The organism is Anaerozeibacter quisquiliarum (genome assembly GCF_051162045.1).
Lineage (GTDB): Bacteria > Bacillota > Clostridia > Christensenellales > Aristaeellaceae > Anaerozeibacter > Anaerozeibacter quisquiliarum.
Genome location: NZ_JBISDI010000020.1, coordinates 36,244 through 60,025, shown reverse-complemented (window position 1 = coordinate 60,025; position 23,782 = coordinate 36,244). Strand labels below are relative to the sequence as shown.

Below are 23,782 nucleotides of genomic sequence, written 5' to 3'. Positions count from 1 at the left end.
GTATCTATTTCCCTTCGCCGTTGTGATCATAACACCCTCTTATCGGCAGGGTACCAAAATCTTTGAGTTGATTTACCAAAAGAAGGGAAGGAAGAATCAATCGATCCTGTCAGCTTCAAGCAACGAAAGATAATGCGCATGAATTGCTTCGCAGTCACTATCCCTATATGCGCGACATACGCCGCCACACAGGTAGCGCACGTCACAGCCCTGGCATTTGGCTGAATTATCCACACAGTATTCGTACCTTCGATTCCCCCATACATAATCAAAAATGACGTTTCTCAGCCCATCCCGCACATTGCCTAAGGGCTGCCCCTCCTCTAAATACGCCCAGCACGGGTAGATATCCCCTTCCGGTGTGATGTGCGGATTGGAGCATAAGCCGCAACTGTCACGCGGAACAAAGGACGGAATAAAATCGTCTTTGGGCGGCGCCGGAGCGGGCAATACCGCCGCCTCAAGCTGCTTCGCCCGGCCTATAGGCAGCACACTCGTGATGGTTACGAAGGATATCCCCAGCGTGTTGGCGGCTTCGCGCACTTCCTTGTCTACGCTACGCTCTTTCTGTTCCCGTGTTAACGCCGCGCGAATCATCAGTTTGCATGGGCTGTTCAGTTGACGGTTAAGCTCCGCCAGCTTGCTAAGATGCCCGGTAGTACGGGCGAAAGCGCCTTCGCCGCGCCGCAGGTCATGCTCCACGGCTCCACCGTCCAAGCTGACGCTGATTTGGTTGAACGTGCGTAATACCAAGCCGGCCAAATCATCATCAAAATCCAAATAGAGGCTGGTAAACAAAGAATAATCTGTATTCTTATCGCGTATTGCCGCCATCCCACGGACAAGCGCGGGAAACTCCCGGTATATAAACGGTTCGCCGCCGTTGATAGAAACTTCGCGGAACCCCAAAGCTTGCGCTTCCCGTATGATCGTCAACGCTGTTTCCACAGGCATCTCCGGATTGCCGCCCGAAGCTTCCACACTGCAATGAGCGCATCGCAGCGGGCAGTTGCTTGTGATGTTTAAGAACAAGCAGCCCGCGCCACCCTTTTGAGCGAACGCGTAGCGCGGCGCACCTGCCGTGCCCCACGCATACGCCTGAGCGTACCGTATGCGGCCTCGCGAGGCATCGCCCGGATGCGGCCTGTCACCAGCGGCAGCCAGGTACGGCGTCGGATTTTCCCTGCCCAGCATAACATCGGCAACTTCGGCGGCAAGTTTTTGACTGATATGGTCAAACAGGCTTTTATATACCCTGCCGGAGGGTTCCGAATCGTTGCAACGCGGCCAGGGTTTTCCGTACTTTTCTGCCACAAGGATATTGTATGGACAGCCGCCGTTACAGTAGTTGAAATGGACGCAGGGGCCGCATGTCCGGGCGGCAGATTCGTATGTCGCGGCGATACGCTTGTACGCCGCGCTATGTTGAATGGCGTCGGTACGGTCGAATACTGTGCCAATGCAAAACTCTTGCACGCCGCAAAACCGTTGGCAGGTATAGACGCCGCCCTCCGGGCTAATAGCCGCGTACTGACCCAAGCAGTTGGTAAAGGTACACAGCGTGCTGCACTGTGAAAAGACATTTCGGATAGCGTCCTCCACATCACGCACCCGGGATGGCGCCGGGTCGCGCTCCATATACTCCATCACGCCGCGGTATAAACGTTCCGTGTCCCTCGCGGAGAGATAATTCCTATAGCCGCTCTCTAGAGATGGTTCCGCGCCGCGCATGGTAAACGGCAGCCCTTCCTTATCAAAAAACGCAATCATCTCCGGTATCCTGTCTACATTTTCCGGCAAGACGGTGGCAATGACGGAAACCCTCATTCCATTTTCTTGTAAAAGACGAATGCCCGCCATGGTCCTATCAAAATAACCGGCTCCGCGCTGGCCGTCGCATATATCTCGGTCCCCATCTAAACTGGTACCTACGCTGACGCGGTACTCCGCAAATAGATCCACAAAACGCTGATCCAATGCCCACAGATTGGACTGAATGGTAAACCGGGCGTGATGCCCTGTTGCTTCCGCCAAAACGCCCAACGAACGCTCGAACCACTCGTGTCCCGCCATCAAAGGTTCGCCACCGTGAAAGATGATTCTACCCGCCCGCATTTCACGCCACAGTTCGTCGCGGATGAAACGCGCCGACGCGTCCAGAACGGATGCAGGCATGATGTCGCCCGTATGTGGGCCAAAGCAATAGCGACACTCGGCGGGGCAGGCGGCGGAAGGAACCAGCATCACTGTGGAAGGCCGAAACGAAACGCATGGCATGGGTTAGATCTCCTCTGTATTGAATATGAGCTCGTTCGAGTAAGTTGTATCGCTAAATATGTTAGTATAATTTGCACCATTGCAGCCGCCTTGCCCTGATTGGGAGGAACAAGTAGGATCATCCTCATGATCCGTATGCTCACTATGCCCGCCAGATATCGTTCGTATATACAAGCCATTATACTCTTTGACTTTCTTATGCCTATACCGCCGGTAAAGGGACATCAGCGCGTCGGCGGCTCTCTGTCTTCTAGAGTCGCCCTCTCTACTTTTAAGTTCATTACCCAAAATGTCTATCATGTCAGTAAGCAAATCATCGTTTATGTCGAGGTCAACGAGCCGATATGCGGCTTCTCGCCGTACGTCTTCCGTTGTAGCACTTTTCAGGAAATCAGTTAGCAGGTTCTGATCGATCAACTTTTTGACCGCAGCTTCCCGAATCTCACAATCCGGGTCATTTCTAACGATACCCGCCAGCATGCCCTGGTCGGTCAGCTTTTCGACCGCTCCTATACGAACATCGCTATACGTGGCATGTTTCGCGATATCCACCAGCAAGGCTTGCTCGGTCAGCTTCTCGACCGCTCCTTTACGAACATACCTATCCGTGTCCGTTATCGCAACATCCGCCAGCATGCCCTGGTCGGTCAGCTTTTCGACCGCTCTTCTGCGAACCATCCAATCCGTGTCTGTTTTCGCAAAATCCGCCAGAATGCCCTGGTCGGCCAGCTTTTCGACCGCTTCTAAACGAACATCGCAATACGTGGCATGTTTCGCGATGTCTGCCAGCATGCCCTGGTCGATCAGCTTTATGACCGCAGCTTTGCGAACCTTCCAATCCGTGTCTGTTTTCGCAACATCCGCTAGCATGCCCTGGTCGGTTAGCTTTTCTACCGCTCCTATACGAACATCGCCATACGTGGCATGTTTAGCAATATCCTCCAGCGTGCCCTGGTCGGTCAGCTTTTCTACCGCTACTACACGCGCATCGCCATACTTGGCATTTTTCGCGATATCCCCCAGCACGCTCTCGTCGGTCAGTTTCTCTACCGCCGCCGCACATACCGACGCAAGCGGCGCTTCCAGCGCGGCTCTGTGTAGCTTGGCATCGTCTTTGAGCTTGCACACGCTTTTCATTGCTCTTTGACTGTTTTTCGACATCCATCCCGGGGCAAAGAGTTTCATAAGTCTCACCCTTCTCTATGATAATTAGTAAAGCTTGAAGTCCAGCCCTCCGCGGCATGGGCTGATTTTCCGCCTTTCATGTCCAAATCGGTCCCCGAAAGTTGTGCATAACGAGAATTTGGAAATGCTGTCAATCGGTATGAGAACTCAGTTTGCTCCTTAGCAGTATCGTAACGGATTCTAGCTTAGCTGTCAAGGGCGCCTTCATATAGGTCTTCCAGCACGGTTTTATACTGGTTTTCTCGCGTGTCATTCAACCACTCTCACCGAACCCCTACTGATTTATCGCATATCGGGTGGTGACGAATACGGGGGGGGGGGCAAATACATTGGGATCCTGTGCCGGCTGCGACGTATCTAAGCGTGTTCACTTGCTGGTAATATATAGCATTTTTATGAAATATCAAGATCCGTCCAAGAAACATTGAAATTTTGCTGCACGCATACAAGGCCCAAAAAAAGAAAAAGGCCCACAACGCGAAAGCTTCCGCGTTATAAGCCTCAGTAGAATTATTTCATAGTGGATCTTCAGGTAACAGCGCCTTACCCCTGGTCAATATCCTGTTCGTCCCGGTCATGGAGCTGCTCCAAAACGGTCTTCAGCTTATCTGGGATCGGAAGACCCAGATGACCAGCATTCTCCAAGATAGAAACGCCTTCATTGGAAAGATAGAAGCAGATAACCGCGGAACGAAGCGCGCCGCCGGTTCCGATCACCTGCTCATCCACGATGTGCCCAACTCCGACCAACGCGAAAATCAGGATCTTCCGGAAGATGCCGCGGAAGCCGACCGCGCTGGACAACGTCCTATCCGAAATGGCGCACATAACGCCGGTGATGTAATCGATGCAAGCGAATACCACCAGGGTGATGAGCAGTCCGTCATTGCCGCCCAGATACCAGCCCAGGAACCCGCCCAGCGCGGTAACGAAGATCTGGAGCTTGGTCCAGATCAGGTCAATCGTAAGGTCTCTCATTCAGATTGCCTCCGTGAATTTATTATTGATCCAGCATACCTCGTCCCCGATGATGATCGGGTGCCAACCGTCGGTGTCCACCAACGTCAGCATCGTGCCCTTGTTCACCGCCTTCACGACGTCATAGGCGGTGCTGGGGCCAGTGCGAATGTTGACGGAATCTCCGGTGACGCGGATGTTATTGGTTGAAACCGGTACAGACGGATTGGTGGGCGTCGTCACGTCCGGCAAATCCGCAGGCGATTCAACAGCAGGCACGAGTCCCAGCGCGGCGAGCGTCGCGCTGTCGCCTTTGCCGGTCACCGGGAGCCCCTTTGCCTTCTGAAATGCCTTGAGCGCCGCCAGCGTCTTGGAGCCGAACTCGCCGTCGCCGTTCAGATCAGCGCCCGCCTTCGCGTTCAGCGCCTTCTGCAGCGCGGCCGTGCGGTAGCCCCTGTGGCCAGGCACGAGATCGCACGCCGGATTGTACCGCGTCAGCGCGCACACTTTCCCGGCGTAGTGCGTCAGGCTATCCTGCCGCACGCCGTAAGCCGTGCCACGGGCGTGAACGATCTTCGACGCGGACGCCACCATCGTGACGTGTGTGATCTTGTTCGCCCGGCTGGTCTGGCTCGTGTTCAGGAATTGCAGATCGCCCGGCTGGCGCGCCAGCGCGATCACCGACGAGCCGCCCTTCTTCTTGCCGATCTCTGAATAGGTGGCTGGCCAGACCAGCTCAAAATCATCATCATAGACCTCATTGCAGGAAAGCGGCACGCGCCCGCCGTACTTCCAGGCCTTGCCCTGTGCACTGTAGGCGCGGGCGACGAGTGAGGAGCAGTCGAAGATCCTCTCCTGGGTGCGTTTGGCTTGGCTGTATTTGCAGCCGATCTTCGAGACCGCCCAGTCGCGGGCGGCCTTTGTGGTATCCTGGTAACTCATGTAGTACCTCCCAAAAAAAAGAATAAGCGCCCCTGCGCTTGGAAGCCTCCCGTCACACCGATCCACGCCAGCAGCTCGTTCTGGGATTACCCGACCTTCTGAATCGACCAGTATGTATTCGAGCTATACAGCGTTTTCGACGCATTATTCAGATACATGGTCATCATCGCCTTCTCTCCTGCATTGAAGAGCATCAACACGTCCAAATTGCAGACGGAGTTCGTTGTACTGAATGCCGGATGGTAGTAAAAGTGCTTCTTCAGCAAAACAGAACTGTAATCGGCATCGAGCATGTAGTTGCGGTCTTGCGTAGGATTCCACGTCCCCGGCAATCGCAGGAAATAGGGAGAGATGCCGCTTTCCGAGGATGATTGAGAGCAATGCACAATACCCGACAAGCGGTAAAACCCGGTCTCTGGAATTATCACACCAACGGTTCTCGCGTTACCAGTGCCTCCGGCGAATAGATCGTATGGGTTCCCGGCTGATTGTACGATCGTTTTCCAATCGAGCAGCCACATCCTCGACGTGGCATTATAAACAATCGACTCGCTGGTCGGATCGCTGAACATACAGATCGGGCCGATTGGCTTATCAAACACCACGCCGCCCTTAAACCGCGCATCACTCTCGAAGCTCACGTCGTCACCGAAGCGGCTCGGTATGCCCACGTCGAACAGGCTCGCGGTATCAGCTGGCTTGCCGATGGCCATGCCCTCACCGGAGGAATGCAGGTCGAACCAGATCTTCGAGGATGCAAGGTCCACCTCGACGGTCGTGGTGCTGTACTTGTCCGTTAACGACGCCGACACGACGTATGCGGCAGACGTGATCGTGCCTGCGCCGATGACGCCGGTCACGGTCGCGCTGTACGTCGGGATCGCGCTCATCCCAACCGAGGAGCCATATGCGCCACCGGCCAGCTTGAATTTGAGTGTGCCGGCCTTGACATTAAGGTTATTGATCGGCGCAAAGGATACGGTCAAGACGTACTTGATGTAGGTCCCAGTGTTAGAGACCACGCCGCCCGCCGTGCAGCGCATCACCGAAAACGCCGTGATGATCGGCGCGAAGTACTGGTACACAGTCGCAGCCGCAGCATTGGTATACGTCGCCGTCTGCCCGCGCGAATCGACCACAGTCACCGTCCCCGAAAGCACGCCGTACTGCGCCAGCACGCCTGTGGTGATGACGTTCGTCGTAGAGGAATAGGTCACGCCGCCGATAGTGAGCCGATACTCCACGATGCTCGCACCATAGACTGATGCCGCCGTGATCGTGCATTTCGTCCAGCTTCTGTTTTGCACGTACACGCCAATGGTATCGCCCACGGGATTTTGCAGCGCAAACGGAGCCGATGAGATAATCGGCACGAAGGACGCCGGCACGTTCAGCGGGAATGTCAGCGTGCGCGATGATTGAAAGACGCCGCCCGAATAATTCTCCAGCGTGAGCGTGACGTCGCCCACCATATCATCCGTGATCTGGTTAGCCAACGTAGTGTCGGGCGTCCAATTGACCGTCGCCCCTGCTGCAACACCGGTGGCGAGCACGCCGGTCGCCGTCCCGATGGAGTACGACAGGTTGTGTGTCAGCCCGCTGCCCGCGTTCCCGACCGTCAGGGTCGATTGCATGCCGATGGTAAATTGGTCGCCCAGCACGGTAACCGACGAGTCCTCGTACTCGATGACCAGCCGCGGCGAAGAGCTGCCCGTCCCGCCGTTGAACTCACAGTAAGAGTTCGAACCGCTGCCGTGCTGGACATGCAGGTACCACGTTCCGGTATAACCCTGCAGGATGTCCTTGTACGCCGTCAGGCTCCACGACTTCGTGCCGGTTCCTGATGCGACAGAGAAGTCCGCTTTCCAGTCCTGCGTCCCCTTAGACCCCCACGCGTTCGACGTGTTGCTGCCGAACTGCAGCACCTTCGTCGAGTAACTGTCGGTCCGGTTCATCCTGAATGTGATTGACTTGATTGTCCACGTCGGGTTCAGCGCCGGGAAGCCGACGTAGCCGTAATAGGTGGAAGTTCCGCTCTTGCCAACCTTGAGCGAGGCTGTGGACGAGTTGAACGACGAATCACCCCACCGCGGCCCAGTGCTGGTGGGGATCGTTACTGAGGGCATGAAATCAAGCCTTTCTGCAAGTGATGTTCCCGGTCGCTGCCTGGTATTCCAGCAAGCCCGCGCCCAGCAGTAGCTTTGGCGATTGGGCAGAGGTCCCGATCTGCAGCGTCGGCGACGTGATGGTCTTCAGCACGCCAAAGACGGCCATCAGCACAGCCGCGGCATCTTTGCCCTTCCAGAATTCCAGTTGCTCCAGTGCAAGGCGCGTCCAAAGATCGCCGCCCTTATTGGAGATCGTCAATCCTTCGCCCCCGAACGTCAGGGAACTGGCGATGTTATCCCAAGTGGCCTGTGAAGGCGCTGAAGCGAAGTTTGTCAGCGCCCCGGCCGCGTCCATCAGATCGTTGAAGGCATCGTTGTTGATCGTGCCGTTCTGAAGCGCTTCAATCAAGCCCTGAATCGACAGATTGTCCACCACAACCTCCCAGCCCGGAAGAGAAGCGCGGTAGACCTTGAGCGCATTGGTGGTGGTGTTTCGCCAGAGCATCCCATCGACCGGGTTTGTAGGCTCGGTCGCCTGTGCGATGATGTCGGTCAGGTCCGAGATCGTAAACTGTGCGCTGGTAATAGCCACCTTAACTCACCTCGCAGGTGAACGTGGTCTTCACGGTCACGTCGTCCCCGTCGATGTAGATCACCTTGCCGGTGGCGAACGTCGCACCTCCGTCCAGTATGTTTCCGTCCTTGTCGCGCCTGTACCAGGTATAGGTCCGGGTGTGCTTGTAGGTCGCGTCCGCGGTCACATCCACCCACGCGGAGCCAGAGTAGCGCATCAGCGCCATCTGGGGCGTCGTCGTGGTGATCTTGTAGTAGAAATCACCCGTCGCGGGCGACGAGGGTGCGGTGGCGGAGAAGGTCACCGACTTGAGTGCGTCGGTCTCCGCCCCGTTCTGCCAAATCCGGCAGATTAGGCAGGAGGTGCCGACGGTGTTCTTGAACACGCTGCCGCCGGTACTTTCAATTGCCGCTTGATAATTATCCGTCTTATCAGTCAGCGTGATCGTGTCGGTGTAGGTCTTGCCGCCGTAGGTCATGGCGCACTGGTAGGCCTGAATCCCCACGACGTCGGAACCGCTGACGCTGAGGGTGGATGCCGTCTGCCCGGAGATGGTCACCCAGGAGCCGGCGGTGTACTTCTTCCAGACATAGGTAGCGCCGGAGGAGATGGCGGTTGCGCCGTCATAGGCGGCGGTCGCCAGGGTCAACGTTCCCGACTGGTTCTGGAACACCGCGCCGCTGGGCGCGTACACGGAAAAGACCACCGAATTCGCGCCCGCCGCGCCCGTAGCGCCGGTATTGACCTTGGACCAGGTGATAACGAGTGTGGTACTGACGGGCGAAGTGATCGGCACGGACAACGTACCCTGCTGCTGGCCCGCGCCACCCAGCGTGGCGTTGGCCGCAATGGTCAGCGTGATCGGGATCTCACTGTTCACGGCACTTCCAACGGCGACCGTCATGCCGGTGGGCGCTCCGGTAACAGACCCCACGGTTGGCGTGACCTTCGTCGTTCCGGTGTAGGCAACTACATTGCAGACGACGCTGGTGGCGGAGACCTGACCGGAGACATTCCCGGCGAAGGTGACGTTCTCATTGGTCAGCATTGCGACGGAGGCGGACGCGCCGCTGGAACCACTGGCACCCGCCGCACCGTCGGCGACCTTGTACACGCTGGTCGCGTCACCGATCCCGGCGTCCGATGTAACTGCTCGGATAGTCGCTACGTCGTTCACCCATACCGCGTGCGCAGGCTTCACCACCAGTGTCGTGGTGGTGATCACGGTGTTACCGTCGCCGGTGGGGTAATCCGTCCAGACGCCGGAGGAATTCTTGTACTGCCACTTGGAAAAGGTGACGTTCTGGATATTCGCGGTCAGCGTGATGGACGTGGGGTTCGGAGTCGGGGAGCCGGAGGCATACTTGAACACCTGCTCACCGGAGATCCAGCAGTTCTTCGCGTTCTGCCCGGTCTTGACCAGCGCGAAGTCAATGGCGGCGGACACAGAGATGGTCTCTCCGGTGTCAGGGTCGGTATAGGTCACATAGACGATGTAGGTCAGTGTGCCTGCGGAGATCGAGGCCATCTTGTTCTGGGAGACAATCAGCACGCCTGAGGTGACCGACTCACCCGTGGTCAGCGCGGTCTCCGACGCGGAGCCCTCCCTGCGCTTCCAGTCAATCGTGAGCCCTGCCTGAGTGAGGGGAATCTGCGCCTGATCGGCGTAGACCACTGGCGTCAGGATGACGTTGCCGGCGGCAATCGACCAGTCCGGGGAGAAGGTCCCCGCGTTGACCTCCTGTACTTGGATGCGCGGCTGATTGGAGTTGATGTAGCAGGACAGCGACTTGCCGTCCGCGAGGTCCACGATGCTGATCTGCCCGGTTGCGAGTGCGGCCATGGTTATTCCTCCTCCAGTGTGCAATGAAAAACCGCCTGACGCTTTACGTCGGCGGCGGTGACGGTGATGGTCTTGGTTCCCCGGTGCGTGGCGTTCCAGAGAGTGTCGCCATACGCATCCGGACTCGAGCGCGTCCAGGAGAAACGGGAAGCGTCATATTGAGTGGTGAGATCGGAGGCACCCCGGAGGACTTTTGCAGTTAGCACCGTCTCCAGCACTTCTGTTGTCAACACGCCACCCCGCGAAGCGACAATTGCGAGGGTAATGCCCACCGTCTGCTCAGCAACGCCGATCACGCTACTGTTTAAGGACAGGTCGATCTCCTCCACCGACTCGGGCTCCAGCTGCGCGGCGGAGATGCTCTCCATGGCGATCTTCCGGCCGGAGATGGTGGAGGGCAGCTGCCAGGAAGCAACAGCGGTCTTCCTCATGTCCTGGCGAACGGAGCCCAGTTCGATGGACCGGAATTTCTCGCCCAGGCAATCGAACTCGACGCGGTTGACCTCAGTGAGCACATCGAGCTGAATCCCCGGGTGCTTCACCCGGACCCGGTCATAGAGGAACACATCTTCCAGGCTGCGGTACTGGGCGTACTCCTCCGTATCGCCCAAGGAGAGGAACTCTACCTTCAGGGATACCTTGGGCAGGTCGGCGTCATTAGCCAGCGCCGCCAGCGCTTCCCGGATCATGCGGATGCGCACAGAGGTTTTCGAGACCGTCTTGGTCTCCTTGCACTCGCCGGAGCAGGTGAGCGCCTGCACGTGGGGCGTGGGGTACAGGGAAGCGCGTGGGCCATCAATCCAGGTCTGGTCGGCGGCGATTGTGTACACGGTGCCGTCTACGTTGTAGCTGCCAGCGGTCAATAGCAGGTCCTTACCGCTCTTGTCCTTGCCGACGGGCACGATCCGTGTGACCACGTCGGAGGCATCTACCTCGCAGGAGACACCCAGCAGGTTCTTCGCGTATTCGATGCGTACCCCGCGGTTTAATCCCGCGTCCCGGAGCAGGAAGAAGTCGTAATTGTCACGGACGATTTCCGCGCCCCACAGCGCCGCCGCGCCGGTCTCAGGGTCCAGCAGAGCGCTGACGGGATTGACCCGCGTCCAGCCGTCAATCACCCTCTCGCCGTCAATGTTGGTGAACCCTGAAAACAGCGTGGGTACGAGGCAGTTCTCCAGGATTCCGTCAACCGTTGATACACAATCCGTCTGCCCGGGCGGGTGCGAGGTGAGGTTGTTCAGGAGGTCATAGAAGATATGCCGGGCGTAGGCGGTCACGCCGTCGTCGCGTAGGTCCACCTTGTAGATGCGAAAGAGCTGATCGGCCACAATCCACGCGGGCGCGACCGTTTCGATGGCGGCGGGATCGTTCGGCCAGTCCTCGGTCAGTGTGTACTGGATGGCGGACTTCGCGATCCAGCCGTAGTAGGTGTAGGTCTTCCAACGCCACTTGCCCTTGTGCCGGTACTTTTTTCGCCCGGTGAAGACGCCCTTGTATCGGTTCTCGCCCTTGAAGATGATGGGGATGCTCAGGCCCACCGGCAGGTTCTTCTTGCGCACTTTGTTGCCGGTCGCTTTGTAGTAGAGGTTACGCTGTGTTTTCGTTGTGCCGGTCTTGATGGTCCACACCTCGTGAGCGGTGACCAGCATCCCCTCCGGGGTGATGGGCGGCACGGTGCGCACAGGCACGTCGCACTTGAGGATGTAGTCATTTTGCAGAAACGCCCAACGCCCGATCTCATCGATAGGTTGCGAGAGCACGATCTCCGAGAGATCGTTCCGCGCCTCGGTGTGCACGCAGGATGTCGCGGAAAGCGCGCCGCAGAGGCCCATGGTGTCGAAGTCCTCGGCGTCCGGGGGATAGATGTACACGTCGCCCATCAGAGCGTCCTCCAGTTGGGGGTGATCATGAGGCGAGTGACACTCCCCGTCCAGGAGATGGCCGTCGACCCCACCGGCAGCGTCGGCCACTCGTCGCCGGACAACGAGCCGGTCAGGTTGATGCTGTCCTTGTACGCCAGCCGCTGCGGCACATCGATCGTAATCGAGGACGAGAGGCCCGCGATCCCCAGCGTCACCTCGCCGATTATCAGGTCGATGTCGCCGGTACCCTCCACCGTGATGATCGGCTCGGCGAAGACGGTGCCCTGGTTCACAATCTGGCCGAAAGATGTCAGCACAATAATTTCCACACCCAGCAGGTATAGAAAGGGTTGGCAGCGAAAGTTCACTGTGAACTTTCGCTGCAGACGCCCGCGCATTACCGTCTCGAAGTCGATCTGGTTACTGACGCGGGCATAGTAAAACCCGGTGGGGCGGTTCCCGAACATCACGACCCCAGGACCGTGCAGCCAGGCGGAGAACGCCGGGATGGATGCCGGGTTCGGCGCGATGCATTCGCAGGGCGCGATGAACTCATCGTACACGCAGTCGCCCTCCGTGATGGTCAGCGTGCCGCTACGTCCCGGCACCGCTTGCGTGGTGACGCGCTCCTTGGGCCTGGAGATGGCCGGGTGGGTCAGTACATGCACACCGTAGTCGGTGCACTTCACACCATTCCATGCGAACCAATCGGCCATTCCTCATCACCTCGCTTCGTGTATTAGCGGACACCCATGCCCGCGTACTGGGTTTTGTTGAACTGCGCCAGCTCAATGGCAAGGCTGCGCACGTCCTTTTCATCCCGGACGTAGAGCTTGTCGACCTGCACGGTCACGCTCTGGTCCTGATGATAGGTGCGGCGGTTATCATAAGAGGTACTGCCGCCAACACCCGCCTGTGCGGCGTCGGTCAGGTATCGGGCAGCGTTTTGGATCACCTTGGCCTGGGCTTTGCCCTCCTGTTCCACACCAACGCCGATGCCCCGGACCATCATCCGACCGACCTCATCCCGGAACACCCTGGACGGCGACTGGATCTTGAGCTTCGCTTTCGCGGCGCGAACCGCGGCTTCGGCTACAATCCGCATCGCGTTCACGACGATGTTCTGGCCGTTCAGGATGCCCGCCGCCATGCCGACCATTGCATTTCTGCCGATGGGCTTCATCGTATCCGTAGTGAGTTCGGCGGAAAGAGCCGACTTTGCTTTAGCGGTGACCACACCAGCCGTGGAGCCGAACCCGTAAGCCGTCATGCCAACGGCGACGCCCGCCGAAAGATCGACGCCGATCGGGCGCGTCATGGCTGATGGAGAGTGTGTCTGTGCCGCAGTGCGCAGTGCGGTTTCAATGGAAGTGGCGACGGTCGCCGCATCGCCGGTCCAGCCGTAGGTGGTCAACCCGCTCGCGATGCCCGCGGAGATATCGTTGCCCACGCCCAAGTATTCGTCCGCAGTCCGCACGACGGTGAGTAGAGAATTGAGCTGTTCCTGCACCTGCGCTTCAGTGGTTGGATCCAATGTGCCGCTATTCAGCGCCGCCATGGCTGCCGCGATGGAATCGGAGATCTTCTGGATGTCCGCGCTGTTCAGGCTGGTCAGCTGGTCCAAGATCACCGACTTACCCTGCTGGGCGGTTAGTTCCTCGCCGGCAGTGGTCAGATCCTCCACACCCTGCACGAGGCTGGTGATGGATGTGACTTTATCGCTCGTGCTGGACTTCAGCCAGTCAGGCAGGAAATTGTCCGGTACTTGCTTGAGTTGGGTATCCGCAGCATCCACGGCTTCCTTGGTGCCCAGTTTCTGCGTGATGACGACGCCCAGCACCGCGTTGCCGTTTTCATCGGTTATCCCTTCAAGGAAGATGTCCGTCGGGCCGATGCGCTTCAGCACTTCGGGTGTCACTTTGATTGCTGCGCCGTCTGCGCCGAACACTTGCAGTGTTCCGTTCGTGTAGGCCATCTGCAGCGCTTCCGCCCAGCCGGTCTTGAGCCCCACGTCCATCACGACGCTGGGCTTCTTGTCGGGGTTTGCCGAATAGAACGCGTCCAATGTCGCCTGGTCCAGCCCCGTGAAGTCGAGGCTGGCTGTCCCGGCGAGGGTAAAAGTCTCGTGGGCGTCCACCCAGTCTTTTACGACTTGGCCCTCGGGGGTGATCCCGATGTCCAGCAGTACGCGGTTCGCTTCTGCGTCCGCCGCTCCAAACATGCCTGCCAGCCCTTCGAACGTGCCACTGTTGGCCTGAAGAAACGCGGCAACGGTGTCGTACCCGCCGAGAAGGTCGCTTGCCTTGATGGGCGCACCTTCGGTACCCAGATTGAGGTCGCCCAACCCGCCCTCGTCAATCTGCTTCAGGAGCGCAAGATAGCTGGCGAGCTTCCCCTCGTCTAAGGAGTCCGTGAACGCCTTCAGTTGTGTCAGTTCATCGCCCGTCACAACGCCGTCGCTTTGGAAGGTGGCGATCATCTGCCGCAGCTTCTCCATGTCCGCCTGCGCCTGCTGCACTTCCGGGGCCTTGAACGCCTCGGTGGCGTACTCGCCCATAACAGCGTTGTACGCTTCGCGAGCGGCCTTCAATTGCTCGATGTGCTCCAGGTTCAGCTGATCAAGCGCGTCCTGACGTTCCTTTTCATCCGTGATTGCCAGGATGTCGGCGTACTGGTCGGTGTAGGATTGGTTGATGGAATCAACCTGTGCCTTGTACCCAGTGGCCGCCGCTGACAGCGCATCGCCGTACAGGTCGGAGCCCGGGGATTGCCCCTCGGCAGCGAGGCGCGCTTTCTCCGCTTCCACCGCCTGGGTGATGCTGTCGTAGCCGCCACCCTCGCCGGTGATGTAGCGCAGCTTGATCTCTACGCGCTCCTGCACGATCTGTTCCAGGCGCTTCTGATCGTCTTCTGTCAGCGTCTTGTTCCGCCGCTTTTTGAGTAGCGCCGCGACTTCCTTGTCATACGCCTTCAGATTTTTGAGGTCGTCGGTTGCGGTCTTGTCTCCCTTGACCCCGTACTTCTCCTGGGTAGCTTGCCTCGCTTTGATCGCGTCACGCACTTCGTCCGATCCGGCGGTAAACTGGTCAATGTACTCGTTCACAGCCGTTTTCGAATCCTTCGTGCCGTCGGACCATACTTTGCGGATGGCATCCAGCCAGTCTTTTGCGGCGTCGACGCCGCTGGAAAACGCTAATTCATCGATGCCAAACCGTGTGAACGGATCGTTGCCAGTATCATAGATGGTCTTCGCTTGGGTGGACTGCCACTGCTCGGCGGTGTCGATCATGCCCCTAGTCGCTTCCCGGGCTGCCGCGGCCCCCGAGGCATAGTCGTACCATTTGTACGCGCCATACAACGCGACAGCGGCCACCGCTGCGATGCCCGCAGGACCCAATAGACCCTTCAGAGCGGAGAGCATACCGGTGGCACCGCCGCCCGCTTCGACGGAGGAGAGCAGCAGCTTTCCGAGCGCGGTTGATACGGTGCCGATACCGGTGTTTAGCTTGCCTACCAGCAGGATGGCAGGACCGATGGCCGCGATCCAGGCTGCGGTGGAGATGAGCGCCTTGCGCTGGCCTTCGTCCATTTCGGCAAAGCCGTCCAAGAAATCGCCTGCTCCAGCGATCACATCTTCCATGGTGGGCAGCATCACATCGCCGAAGGTCGCGGCCGTTAGCTGCGCGCGGTTGTTCAGCATCTTCAGACGATTGGCCGTGGTGTTGTAGCGCTCCGCTACCCGCGTCGTGATGGCGCTATTGTCCTTCCAGGCCTTGTTGGCGATGGATTGTGTGGAACTCAACAGTTCCGTTGCGTTCACCATGCGCAGGGTCGTATCTCGGAGCCGCACTTCCTTGAACCCGATGTCCTGCAGTGTGGAGATGGCGCTGACGCCTTCGTCATCCATTTTTGCCAGACCTTCGATGAACGCCTGGAACGCTGCCGCGGGATCGGACTTGAAGAGGCGCGTGAACTCATCAGCGGTCAAGCCGGATACTTTCGCGAAATCCTTCAGCGACTTCCCGCCACTCTCTACGGCCAGCTCCATTTTGATGAGGGCCTTCGAAAACGCGGTGCCGCCCATCTGGGCTTCAATACCCACCGACGAGAGTGCCGTCGCGAACCCGATAATCTGGGGCTCAGTCAGCCCCACCTGCTTACCGGCCGCGGCGAGGCGCATGGACATCTCCACAATACCCGCCTCGGTGGCTGCAGAGTTGACGCCCAGCTCAAGGACGGCGCTGCCCATCCGCTCGAAGTACTCGTTGGTCTGCTTGTCCCCAGTCACACCCATGATGTTGGCGAGTTTGGCGAGATTGGTGGCGGCATCCTCGGCAGAGAGATCGGTGGACACCGCGCCCAGGTCCGTCATGACGGAGGTAAACCCTTCAATGGCATGATTGGCGACGCCGAGCTGTCCGGCTGCCTCCGCCACGGCGGCAATCGCTTCGTAATCGGCGGGTTTGACCAGCGTCATTCGCTTGATGGACGCGTCCAGCGCGGCATACTCGTCCTTGGTCATGGAGACGGTTTTTCGGACCCCGGCAAATGCGTCTTCGAAGTCGATGGCAGACTTGATGGCGAACGCGCCAAGCCCAGCGATGGGCGTCGTCACGTAGCGCGTCAGGTCTCGCCCCACGGGCGTCAGCGCCTTGCCCGCGGCGGTCGCGCTCTTGCCAAACGCGGTCAGGTCGTCCCCCGCGGCGCGGAGCGCGGACTTCGCAGCCGTGAGCTGCTTAGACAGTTTCCCGATTTCCGCCTGCGTCTCGCGGACGGCGGTGGTGGCGTTGTTCAGGTTCGTCCGCGCCTGGGTGTAGTCGTCCGCGGCCTTCTGCATGGCCTTGCCGGTCGCCACGACCTGACCTTCGAGCTTGGTGACTTCTGCCGATGCCCCAGCATACTCCGCGGTCAGCGCCTCAAGATTGGACTCCGCGGCGATCGTTGCGGAACTGGACGCCCCGAGCGTGCTGCGGTACGATTCCACCTGACGGGTGGCCTTCTCGACCTCACCCTTCAGCGCGGCCTGCTTCGTGCGGGCAGATTCCAGAGAGGCGCTAAACTTGCCGTGGTTCGCCACGGAGGACTGCAGTTTCGCATCCGCTGCGGCCAGCGCGCGCTGATACTGCTCGACTGCCTGCCTCTGGCTTACGAGCTTCTGCCGCAGCGAGCCGATCTGTGAGCCGAGCACACTCGCGGACTTCTCAAAACCTTCTACCCCTGCAGCTGCGAGCTTGAATTTGCTCTCCGCTTCGGCGATCTGCTTGTTGACGGTCTTGATGTTTCGCGTGAAATTGTCCGTGCTCAAGGACAGCGAAACAACCAGATCTCGAAGCGTCTCGCTCATTGAAATCCTCCCTCCTTGAAAATGGAAAATGTCACGCTACTTTCGAAGCATGGTCCTTGACACCGAATGTTATTTTAAGGTAAAATGTTCACAAGGAGTCTCCGACTGTTATTGATGTGAAAGGGGGCACCAGGCATGAGAACGTTGACCAAGGTTCAGGGAATTGACAAGGAATCCATCGAGAGGTTACAGGCTGCCGGTATCTCATCATTCAGGGCATTAATGCAAGTCTGCATCATGGCGAATGGGCGGACCCGGCTGGCCGAGAGAACTGGAATACCTCGGACGACCATCCTGGATTGGGCGCATCAGGCAGATCTGCTCCGGATTAATGGGGTCGGTCCTGATTACGCAAGGCTGCTTCGGGCAGCTGGCGTAGAGACAGTGCCGGATCTATCACGCCGCAATGCGGCGAATCTGCGCAAGAAGATGGTAGCAGTCAGTGGTGTCAAGCCTGAAACCTGTTCATTTCCCAGCGAAGCGGAGATCAAGGACTGGATCGAGCAAGCGCAAAGACTGCCGCGCATTATTCAATACTGAGCCGTCACAAATGATTCGCTGGCATGACGGGGCCACACTTCGTCAATGAACCTGCGTTTGGGTGCTTTGGTTGCTTTCGCTCTGTTTGCTTCCCATGCCCGAACCCGGAAAAAGCCCAGCATATCCATGTTGTCGATGTCGGTCATACGCCAGCCTGCGCCCAGCAGTTCATTGTAAGTGGCGAAGATGTAGTCCGGCAGCGTCAGGACGCCGTCTCCTCCTGCGCTGCCAGTGTAGGGAATTCGCTCAAGACCTCGGTGGTCTGGGTCTGCACGGCCAGTAGAGCCAACACGACGTCGTGCGTCAGCCGGTCCACGGGGTAGTGGTCGTACACGTCGTCCGGGCTGAACTGATTGCCAAACACCAGGCAGAACCACTTCACCAGGACATCGAGCGCCGCTGTCACGGAGGGCTGATTGCCACAGTCTTTCGCTTGCTTGGAAGCCTTTCCCGCCACGGCGTCAGCCGCAACCGCGGAAAGCTGGGCGTACATGTCCCAGGCAGGGCCCATCTCCCGTAGTGCGCGCCCGGAGATGAAGTCCACAGAATACCTCTTTTCACCCAAGGTACAGGTGATCATGGTTGATCTCCTTTCGTTGGTTGGAATCAGGTGCCTGAAGTGACCACCGGCGTATACACGCTGGTCAGGAAGGCAGCCGCCTTCTCTGGGGTGAAGCCGTTCTGCCCCTCGTCGGCAATCGCCTGATAGCGCTTGTCAAAGGTGCGCTTGATGAAGGTCCACTCCAATTTTCCTGTCTGACGCGTCAGCGTGGTGCCTTCCTTTGTATGATACTGCTCGGTCATCGGCGCAGCACGCCCCTTGAAGAGCCAAACGTAGCGGTAGGTTCCATCCGCTTTCTCGCTCTTGAAACCGAGCGCGAAGTAGCCAGGGGTGTCGCCTGCCGCACGGATCAGGACGCCATTGTCGTCGATGACGTTGCCTAAGATCATCTCCTGGATGAGCAGCGGAATGTCCGCCATCTCCATTGTGAGCTTGATCTCGGGATCCGGATACACGACGTCGAACTCCTGATCATCAGCATATTGCACTTCAGGATCAGCGTTCTCCGGCGCGATCTGCGCGTCGATGGCACCCGCAAAGTCCTGCAATGTGCCGTAGTTGACGCCCTCATCGGTATCAGAAACGACCGGTGCGATGACGACGTTCTTGAGACCCACCGTACTGGCCACGGCGGGGGAAGCGGTATTCGGCATGGGTTAATCCTCCTCGTATTATGGATTCCTGCTGACAGCATCACGAAGCCCGGCCCGGATGATGTCGTAGGATTCGTCGGCCTTGGTGTCATAGGCGGGCCGGACGAAGGGGTGTGCCGGGGCTGGGGCAGGGCCGCCATGCCCGAACTCGACAGCGTTTGCGTAGTATGCGCCCTCCGCGGAGTGGTGTACGCCGATGGTGATGCTCCGGCCGGTCTTGCGCTTTTTGGCGCGCCCGACCTTGATCGATCGTTGCAGCGCACCAGTGATGATCTTGGGGTCGGAGGACGCATTGGCCTTCATCTGCTGATGGATCGGGACAGCCGCCGCCTCCAGGATGCCAGTGCAGGTGGGGCCATCCTCATGAAGGCGCGCGGCCATGGCGGCAAAATCGCCCATCAACTGGTCGACACCGTCGAGCTTCATGCTCATGGGGCTACCCCCGAGCGCAGGCACCAGGTCCAATGCATGTTGTACTGCCGGGTCGCGCTGTCGTAGGCCGGTTGGTTGTAGCCCATATCGGTCTCCTCAACCATGACGAACCCTGCGGCATACATGGCGCTTCGGATACGGGCGGCGGTGTCGGTCGGATCCCCGTCGCTCCAGAGGTTCAGGTACACGAAGGTCTTGAGAGAGACAACGGAGTCGTCCAGATGGACATCTTCGGTGGTCGTGGTGGCGTACACGGCGTACTGTGCGGGCGGATTCTGCCCGGAAGCGGTGGGCCGCCAGATGCCGGCGTATACGGGGATGTCCAGGCCGGAGAGGGCCTCTTGTACCTGCTTCATCAGCTGACCCCCTTCACGATGGACGCCTTGAGGCCCAGATACCTTCGCTTGAACTCGTACTCACCCAGCGTGGAAATGATCCATCGCGCGCCCCGGAACTTCACCCACATGCCCGGCTGGATGTCCTCACGGAACCGGATAGTGAAGTTGATGACCGCCTCGGCGTTGATGGTGTCGGCAGCGCGGAAGTGCTGGTTTCCGGCGTCCGTAGCGGCGGCCCACACCTTGCAGACCACCACTTCGGTGGGCTCTGGATATCCATTTTCATTGATGGTGTTCTCGGTGTACCCGACCTCCACCAGATGCTTCAGATCTCCCGGATGGGGGTCACTCTCGAAATTCTTGTATCCACGCAAGGCGTATCACCTCAATCAAAAAAACTGTGCCACATCCCTATGCGGGTAGAGCAAGTTCTCAAACGCCATCCGCATCGCCAGGTACACCTGCTTGTCGGGATTGTCCCGGTTCTCAAAGTAGTGACCGATCATGAGGAGTACGGCCAGCCGTACAGGCGGCGGCGCGTCCTCCGAAAACGAAACACGGCAGAAGTCCTCCGCCGCTGACTGCGCCTGCTCGATCAGGCTCCCGATGTAGGCATCTTCATCCTCATGCTGGATCCGCAGGTGGGCTTTGACCTCAGGGATCGTCACGATCATTCCCACGGTTTATTCCTCCGGAGCTTCCGATGCCATTAGGCCCGAGGTTTTCAGGCCCAAGATCAAGGCGTTGAACTCCTCGCGCAGCGCGGCGACGGTGGTAGCAGTGCTGGGAGGAATGCTGGGTATCTGGGCGCTGATAGGAACGTCGAACAGCCCTTCCGCCCCCTCTACGGTGGCCCCTGGCAAGAAGGTCAGCTTGCCGCCGATCACCCATTCGCCGCCCCCATGAGCATGATAATTTCGAGTATTGGTTTCCATGGGTATCACCCTCCTTAAGGGAATCGGGGACCGCCCACGCTGGACAGCCCCCGACCAATTAGGCAGACTTCATCTGCAGGCACTTGACCGCTTCCGGCAGGATCAGCTTTCCGTCCACGCGCTGGGAGGCGAGGAAGCCGACCTGGCCGGTCGGCGCGTACAGCTCGTTCAGCCTCTGGAACGTTCGACCTTCCCGGTCCGCTACCCAGTAGTAGCCCAGATCGCCGAACAGGATCGGCTTCGCCGAGGCCACCAGCGTCGGCACGAAAGACGAGGTGTACACCGGGCGGTTCAGAATGGTGTCCGGCGTACCAGCCGTCACCGAAGGCTGCCACATGTAGTCACCGGAGCCGTTCTTCAGCTTCCTGAGCGCCTTCACCGTGGTGTCGTTCATGATGAATACGGAATTCCTGCGGTACGGCGCGCGCAGCGAGTAGAACAGATCCATCACGTCGTCGAAGGTGATGGCGGTCGCGCTGCCCGCGGTCACGCCCACCTCCGCGCCGCCCGTGGTGTTCAGAATGCCGGTGGGCTTGCCGGTGCCGTTGCCGATGAAGAACGCTTCCTCCTCGGCAGCGCCAATGCGGCGGGAGAACTCCTTGGCGATGTAGCTGGCGACATTGAACACGCTATCGTGAAGGAGTTCGTCCGACACCTTAATCATGGTGGCCAGTTTGTACGCGCCGATGGAGATCATGCCGAAGGTATCGTCGCTCTCGGGGTACTGCGCCTCCTCGTCAATCCACGCCGCGTTGCCCTTGGATGCGACTACGGGGATCTTCCGGTCGCCGGAGGACGTGGTGATCACGTGGGCCAGCTGGCGGAAGATGTTCTGCTCTTCCAGCGCTTCAACCAGCGTGCGCTCATACTCATCGGGCGCCAGATAGCCGCCGTGGTCGTCCTGACCGATCTTCAGTGCGTTCGTGATTTCGTAGGGCACCGCCTTATCGCGCATGACGCGCCAGAAGGCGCTTCGGTACTCGTCCGTGGCCTTCCCAGACTTTACGGTTCCGGTATCCGATAGGGGCGCGCCGGTCAGCGGCTTCGAAGTGGGCGCGTTCAGTTCGCGGTCGATGATGGACTGACGTTCCAGCCGGTCGATCTCACGGCCCAGGCTGACCACGTCGGCTTCCATCTTCTCATAGGTAGCGTTGTCCTCAGCGGAGATCATGCCGTCGGTGCCGCGCTTGGTGTCCAGAAATGCCTTCGCGGCGTCCCACAGCTTTGCGCGCTTTTCGCGCAGGGCGAGAATTTGATTCATGTTCTACCTCCTAATGATTGAGTAGCGCCAGCCTGTGCTCCAGGTCTGCCGCTTTCACTCGGTTGTCGGGTTTAGGGATCCGGGTTTTCAACTTGTCCAGCAGGCTGTTCGTAACCGCCCGGCGGGAGTAGGTGAAGCTGTCCTCAAGCTTCTCGGGCGCGTCGCTTTCCTGCAGATACATGATCTCGTCGCAGAACCCGAACTCCAGCGCCATCTTCGGGTTCATCCACGTTTCGCCGTCCATGAGATGGCTGAGCCGCGCGCGGGAAAGCCCAGTTTTGATCTCATAGGCGTTGATGATGGATTCTTTCACTTCGTCCAGAAGCTGGATGGCTTTTCGCATTTCCTCGCTGTCGCCCATGGCGACCGTAAGAGGATTATGGATCATCAGGATGCTCGTGGGTGACATGCAGACCTTGGTTCCTGCCATGGCGATGACGGAGGCAGCGGATGCGGCAATGCCGTCAATCTTCACCGTGACGTCGGACGGATAATCCATGAGCATGGTGTAGATCTGAGATGCCGCGATACAGTCGCCGCCCGGCGAGTTGATTCGAACGGTGATCGGCCCAGTGCCCGACAGCAGTTCTGCCTTGAACGCGGCAGGCGTGACATCATCGTCAAACCAGCTTTCTTCCGCGATGACGCCGTCCAAGTAAAGCGTTCTCTCGCCGTCGTCGTTCGTTGCTTGCCGGTCCGGGGCAGACCAATTCCAGAACTTCTTCAATCGGAAATCTCCTTTCTCGCTTCGGTGATGGGGACCATATTGCCGTTGCAGAGATAGGCGTAGCCACCTTCATTCTCGGAAATAGGGTTCAGATTCTCCAGTTCGCGGATGTCGTTGGCGCTCATCCAGCCGTTCTGCCGGGCGATGGCATAGCCCTCCATGCGCTCCTTGTACGCGCCCCGCAGCAAACCGTCTATATTGAACCGCACGAAAAAGCGCTCCTTTTCCGTCTTGGAAAAGAGCGCCCGGTTCATGGATTGCTCAATGCGGACAAGCCATGGACGGATGGTATGAACACCAAACGAGATGGATTGGTGCTCGATGTTGCTAAAAGTAGCGTGCTCCAGATCGCCCACCAAATGCGGTGGCACCCGGAAGATGCGGCAAATCTCCGACACCTGAAACTTACGCGTTTCGAGGAACTGCGCTTCGTTATTCGGCATGGAGATCCGCTCGAACTTCATGCCTTCTTCTAAAATAGCGACTTTCCCGGAGTTTACGGACCCACCGTGCGCGGCATTCCAGCTTTCCCGGAGCGCCTTAGGGCTCTTCACTGTGTTCGGGTGGGTCAGCACACCGGAGGGCGTCGCCCCGTTGGCAAAGAACTTGCTGCCGTATTCCTCTGCAGCAATCCCCAGACCGATCGCATTCCGCTCTAGCGCAATGGGGCTGTAGCCCATGATACCGTCAAAGCCGAGGCCGGGCACATGCAGCACTTCTTCCGGCGCCAGCTTTACAGCCTTGCCGTCCGTCGTGGTGTAGGTGTAGACGAGCGCACCGCGACTGTCGCGGTCCACCTCCATGCGATCGGGCAGCAGTGGGTACAACTGGGCAACCTGGTTTCTGCCCGTTCGGATGATCTGGCAGTAGGCGTTCCCCCAGAGCAGCAGGTGCGAGAGCATCACTTCCCGGAGGACGAAGGACGTCATCTCCGCATTGGGCTCATCATGCAGCACTCGATACAGCGGATGCTCCACCGCCTTCACGCTACCGGATTCTGTGCTCTCATAGACATGGAGCGGCAAACTGGCGACGGTTTCAGCGATTACCCGCACACAGGCGTACACCGCGGAAACCTGTATGGCCGACCGGGCCGTGACGGATTTGCCCGAGCCGCTGGAACCAAAGTAGAAGGCTGGTGCAGCGCTGACGATATTCTCCGGTTTATCCCGCGAGCGGAATAGCCGGGCTAGTGGATTGTTCATATCACGCCTCCAAAAAAGATCACAAGAAAACGCCCAT

Annotated in this window: 22 protein-coding genes; 1 reads left to right on the top strand and 21 read right to left on the bottom strand. The window is 58.7% G+C overall.

What is annotated here, in order from left to right:
• Positions 1–96: 96 nt before the first annotated feature.
• The 10 genes from ACH6CV_RS10365 to ACH6CV_RS10320 form a co-directional block, all read right to left on the bottom strand.
• Positions 97–2,277 (bottom strand): radical SAM protein, encoded by a 2,181-nt coding sequence (locus ACH6CV_RS10365; RefSeq protein ID WP_456358115.1) that lies wholly within the window; start codon positions 2,275–2,277, stop codon positions 97–99.
• Between the two features lie 3 nt (positions 2,278–2,280).
• On the bottom strand, positions 2,281–3,462 hold the full coding sequence (locus tag ACH6CV_RS10360) for a HEAT repeat domain-containing protein (RefSeq protein WP_456358114.1): 1,182 nt from the start codon (positions 3,460–3,462) through the stop codon (positions 2,281–2,283).
• A gap of 543 nt (positions 3,463–4,005) precedes the next feature.
• Positions 4,006–4,440, bottom strand: coding sequence for a phage holin family protein (locus ACH6CV_RS10355; protein ID WP_456358113.1), 435 nt, complete (start codon positions 4,438–4,440; stop codon positions 4,006–4,008).
• Positions 4,441–5,361: a peptidoglycan-binding protein gene (locus tag ACH6CV_RS10350; protein ID WP_456358112.1), complete on the bottom strand. Its 921-nt coding sequence runs from the start codon at positions 5,359–5,361 to the stop codon at positions 4,441–4,443.
• A gap of 86 nt (positions 5,362–5,447) precedes the next feature.
• On the bottom strand, positions 5,448–7,487 hold the full coding sequence (locus ACH6CV_RS10345; RefSeq protein ID WP_456358111.1) for a DUF859 family phage minor structural protein: 2,040 nt from the start codon (positions 7,485–7,487) through the stop codon (positions 5,448–5,450).
• A 4-nt stretch (positions 7,488–7,491) separates the two neighbouring features.
• The gene (locus ACH6CV_RS10340; RefSeq protein ID WP_456358110.1) at positions 7,492–8,061 is read right to left on the bottom strand and encodes a hypothetical protein; all 570 of its coding nucleotides are present in this window, start codon (positions 8,059–8,061) and stop codon (positions 7,492–7,494) included.
• 1 nt (position 8,062) lies between these two features.
• The gene (locus tag ACH6CV_RS10335; RefSeq protein ID WP_456358109.1) at positions 8,063–9,886 is read right to left on the bottom strand and encodes a hypothetical protein; all 1,824 of its coding nucleotides are present in this window, start codon (positions 9,884–9,886) and stop codon (positions 8,063–8,065) included.
• A 2-nt stretch (positions 9,887–9,888) separates the two neighbouring features.
• Entirely contained in the window at positions 9,889–11,766 is a 1,878-nt protein-coding gene (locus ACH6CV_RS10330) for a phage tail spike protein (protein ID WP_456358108.1), read from the bottom strand.
• Complete coding sequence (locus ACH6CV_RS10325; RefSeq protein WP_456358107.1) at positions 11,766–12,416, bottom strand: hypothetical protein; 651 nt, start codon at positions 12,414–12,416, stop codon at positions 11,766–11,768. The genes ACH6CV_RS10330 and ACH6CV_RS10325 overlap by 1 nt, the downstream gene beginning before the upstream one ends.
• Before the next feature lie 71 nt (positions 12,417–12,487).
• Positions 12,488–17,092 carry a phage tail tape measure protein gene (locus ACH6CV_RS10320; protein WP_456358106.1) on the bottom strand — a complete coding sequence of 1,535 codons (4,605 nt, stop codon included), beginning with the start codon at positions 17,090–17,092 and terminating at the stop codon, positions 12,488–12,490.
• A 135-nt stretch (positions 17,093–17,227) separates the two neighbouring features.
• Between ACH6CV_RS10320 and ACH6CV_RS10315 the strand changes: the two genes are divergently transcribed.
• Positions 17,228–17,632: a DUF4332 domain-containing protein gene (locus ACH6CV_RS10315; RefSeq protein ID WP_456358105.1), complete on the top strand. Its 405-nt coding sequence runs from the start codon at positions 17,228–17,230 to the stop codon at positions 17,630–17,632.
• On the opposite strand, the gene ACH6CV_RS10310 is transcribed toward ACH6CV_RS10315, so the two are convergent.
• From ACH6CV_RS10310 to ACH6CV_RS10260, 11 genes are all read right to left on the bottom strand, one after another.
• Positions 17,623–17,778 carry a hypothetical protein gene (locus ACH6CV_RS10310; RefSeq protein WP_456358104.1) on the bottom strand — a complete coding sequence of 52 codons (156 nt, stop codon included), beginning with the start codon at positions 17,776–17,778 and terminating at the stop codon, positions 17,623–17,625. The two genes, ACH6CV_RS10315 and ACH6CV_RS10310, sit on opposite strands and share 10 nt — an antisense overlap.
• Positions 17,779–17,834: 56 nt before the next feature.
• Positions 17,835–18,014, bottom strand: coding sequence for a hypothetical protein (locus ACH6CV_RS10305; RefSeq protein WP_456358103.1), 180 nt, complete (start codon positions 18,012–18,014; stop codon positions 17,835–17,837).
• A 224-nt stretch (positions 18,015–18,238) separates the two neighbouring features.
• Entirely contained in the window at positions 18,239–18,847 is a 609-nt protein-coding gene (locus tag ACH6CV_RS10300) for a major tail protein (RefSeq protein WP_456358102.1), read from the bottom strand.
• Between the two features lie 18 nt (positions 18,848–18,865).
• A complete protein-coding gene (locus ACH6CV_RS10295) occupies positions 18,866–19,279 on the bottom strand; it encodes an HK97-gp10 family putative phage morphogenesis protein (protein ID WP_456358101.1) in 414 nt (137 codons plus the stop codon).
• Complete coding sequence (locus ACH6CV_RS10290; RefSeq protein WP_456358100.1) at positions 19,276–19,635, bottom strand: hypothetical protein; 360 nt, start codon at positions 19,633–19,635, stop codon at positions 19,276–19,278. Before ACH6CV_RS10290 ends, ACH6CV_RS10295 begins: the two co-directional genes overlap by 4 nt.
• Positions 19,635–19,991: a phage head closure protein gene (locus tag ACH6CV_RS10285; RefSeq protein WP_456358099.1), complete on the bottom strand. Its 357-nt coding sequence runs from the start codon at positions 19,989–19,991 to the stop codon at positions 19,635–19,637. The genes ACH6CV_RS10290 and ACH6CV_RS10285 overlap by 1 nt, the downstream gene beginning before the upstream one ends.
• Before the next feature lie 15 nt (positions 19,992–20,006).
• A complete protein-coding gene (locus ACH6CV_RS10280) occupies positions 20,007–20,291 on the bottom strand; it encodes a head-tail connector protein (protein ID WP_456358127.1) in 285 nt (94 codons plus the stop codon).
• Positions 20,292–20,300: 9 nt separating this feature from the next.
• A complete protein-coding gene (locus tag ACH6CV_RS10275) occupies positions 20,301–20,552 on the bottom strand; it encodes a Head fiber protein (protein WP_456358098.1) in 252 nt (83 codons plus the stop codon).
• Between the two features lie 58 nt (positions 20,553–20,610).
• Positions 20,611–21,813, bottom strand: a complete 1,203-nt coding sequence (locus ACH6CV_RS10270) for a phage major capsid protein (RefSeq protein ID WP_456358097.1) — start codon at positions 21,811–21,813, stop codon at positions 20,611–20,613.
• Between the two features lie 10 nt (positions 21,814–21,823).
• Positions 21,824–22,540, bottom strand: a complete 717-nt coding sequence (locus tag ACH6CV_RS10265) for a head maturation protease, ClpP-related (RefSeq protein WP_456358096.1) — start codon at positions 22,538–22,540, stop codon at positions 21,824–21,826.
• On the bottom strand, positions 22,537–23,745 hold the full coding sequence (locus ACH6CV_RS10260) for a phage portal protein (RefSeq protein WP_456358095.1): 1,209 nt from the start codon (positions 23,743–23,745) through the stop codon (positions 22,537–22,539). The genes ACH6CV_RS10265 and ACH6CV_RS10260 overlap by 4 nt, the downstream gene beginning before the upstream one ends.
• Between the last annotated feature and the right edge of the window lie 37 nt (positions 23,746–23,782).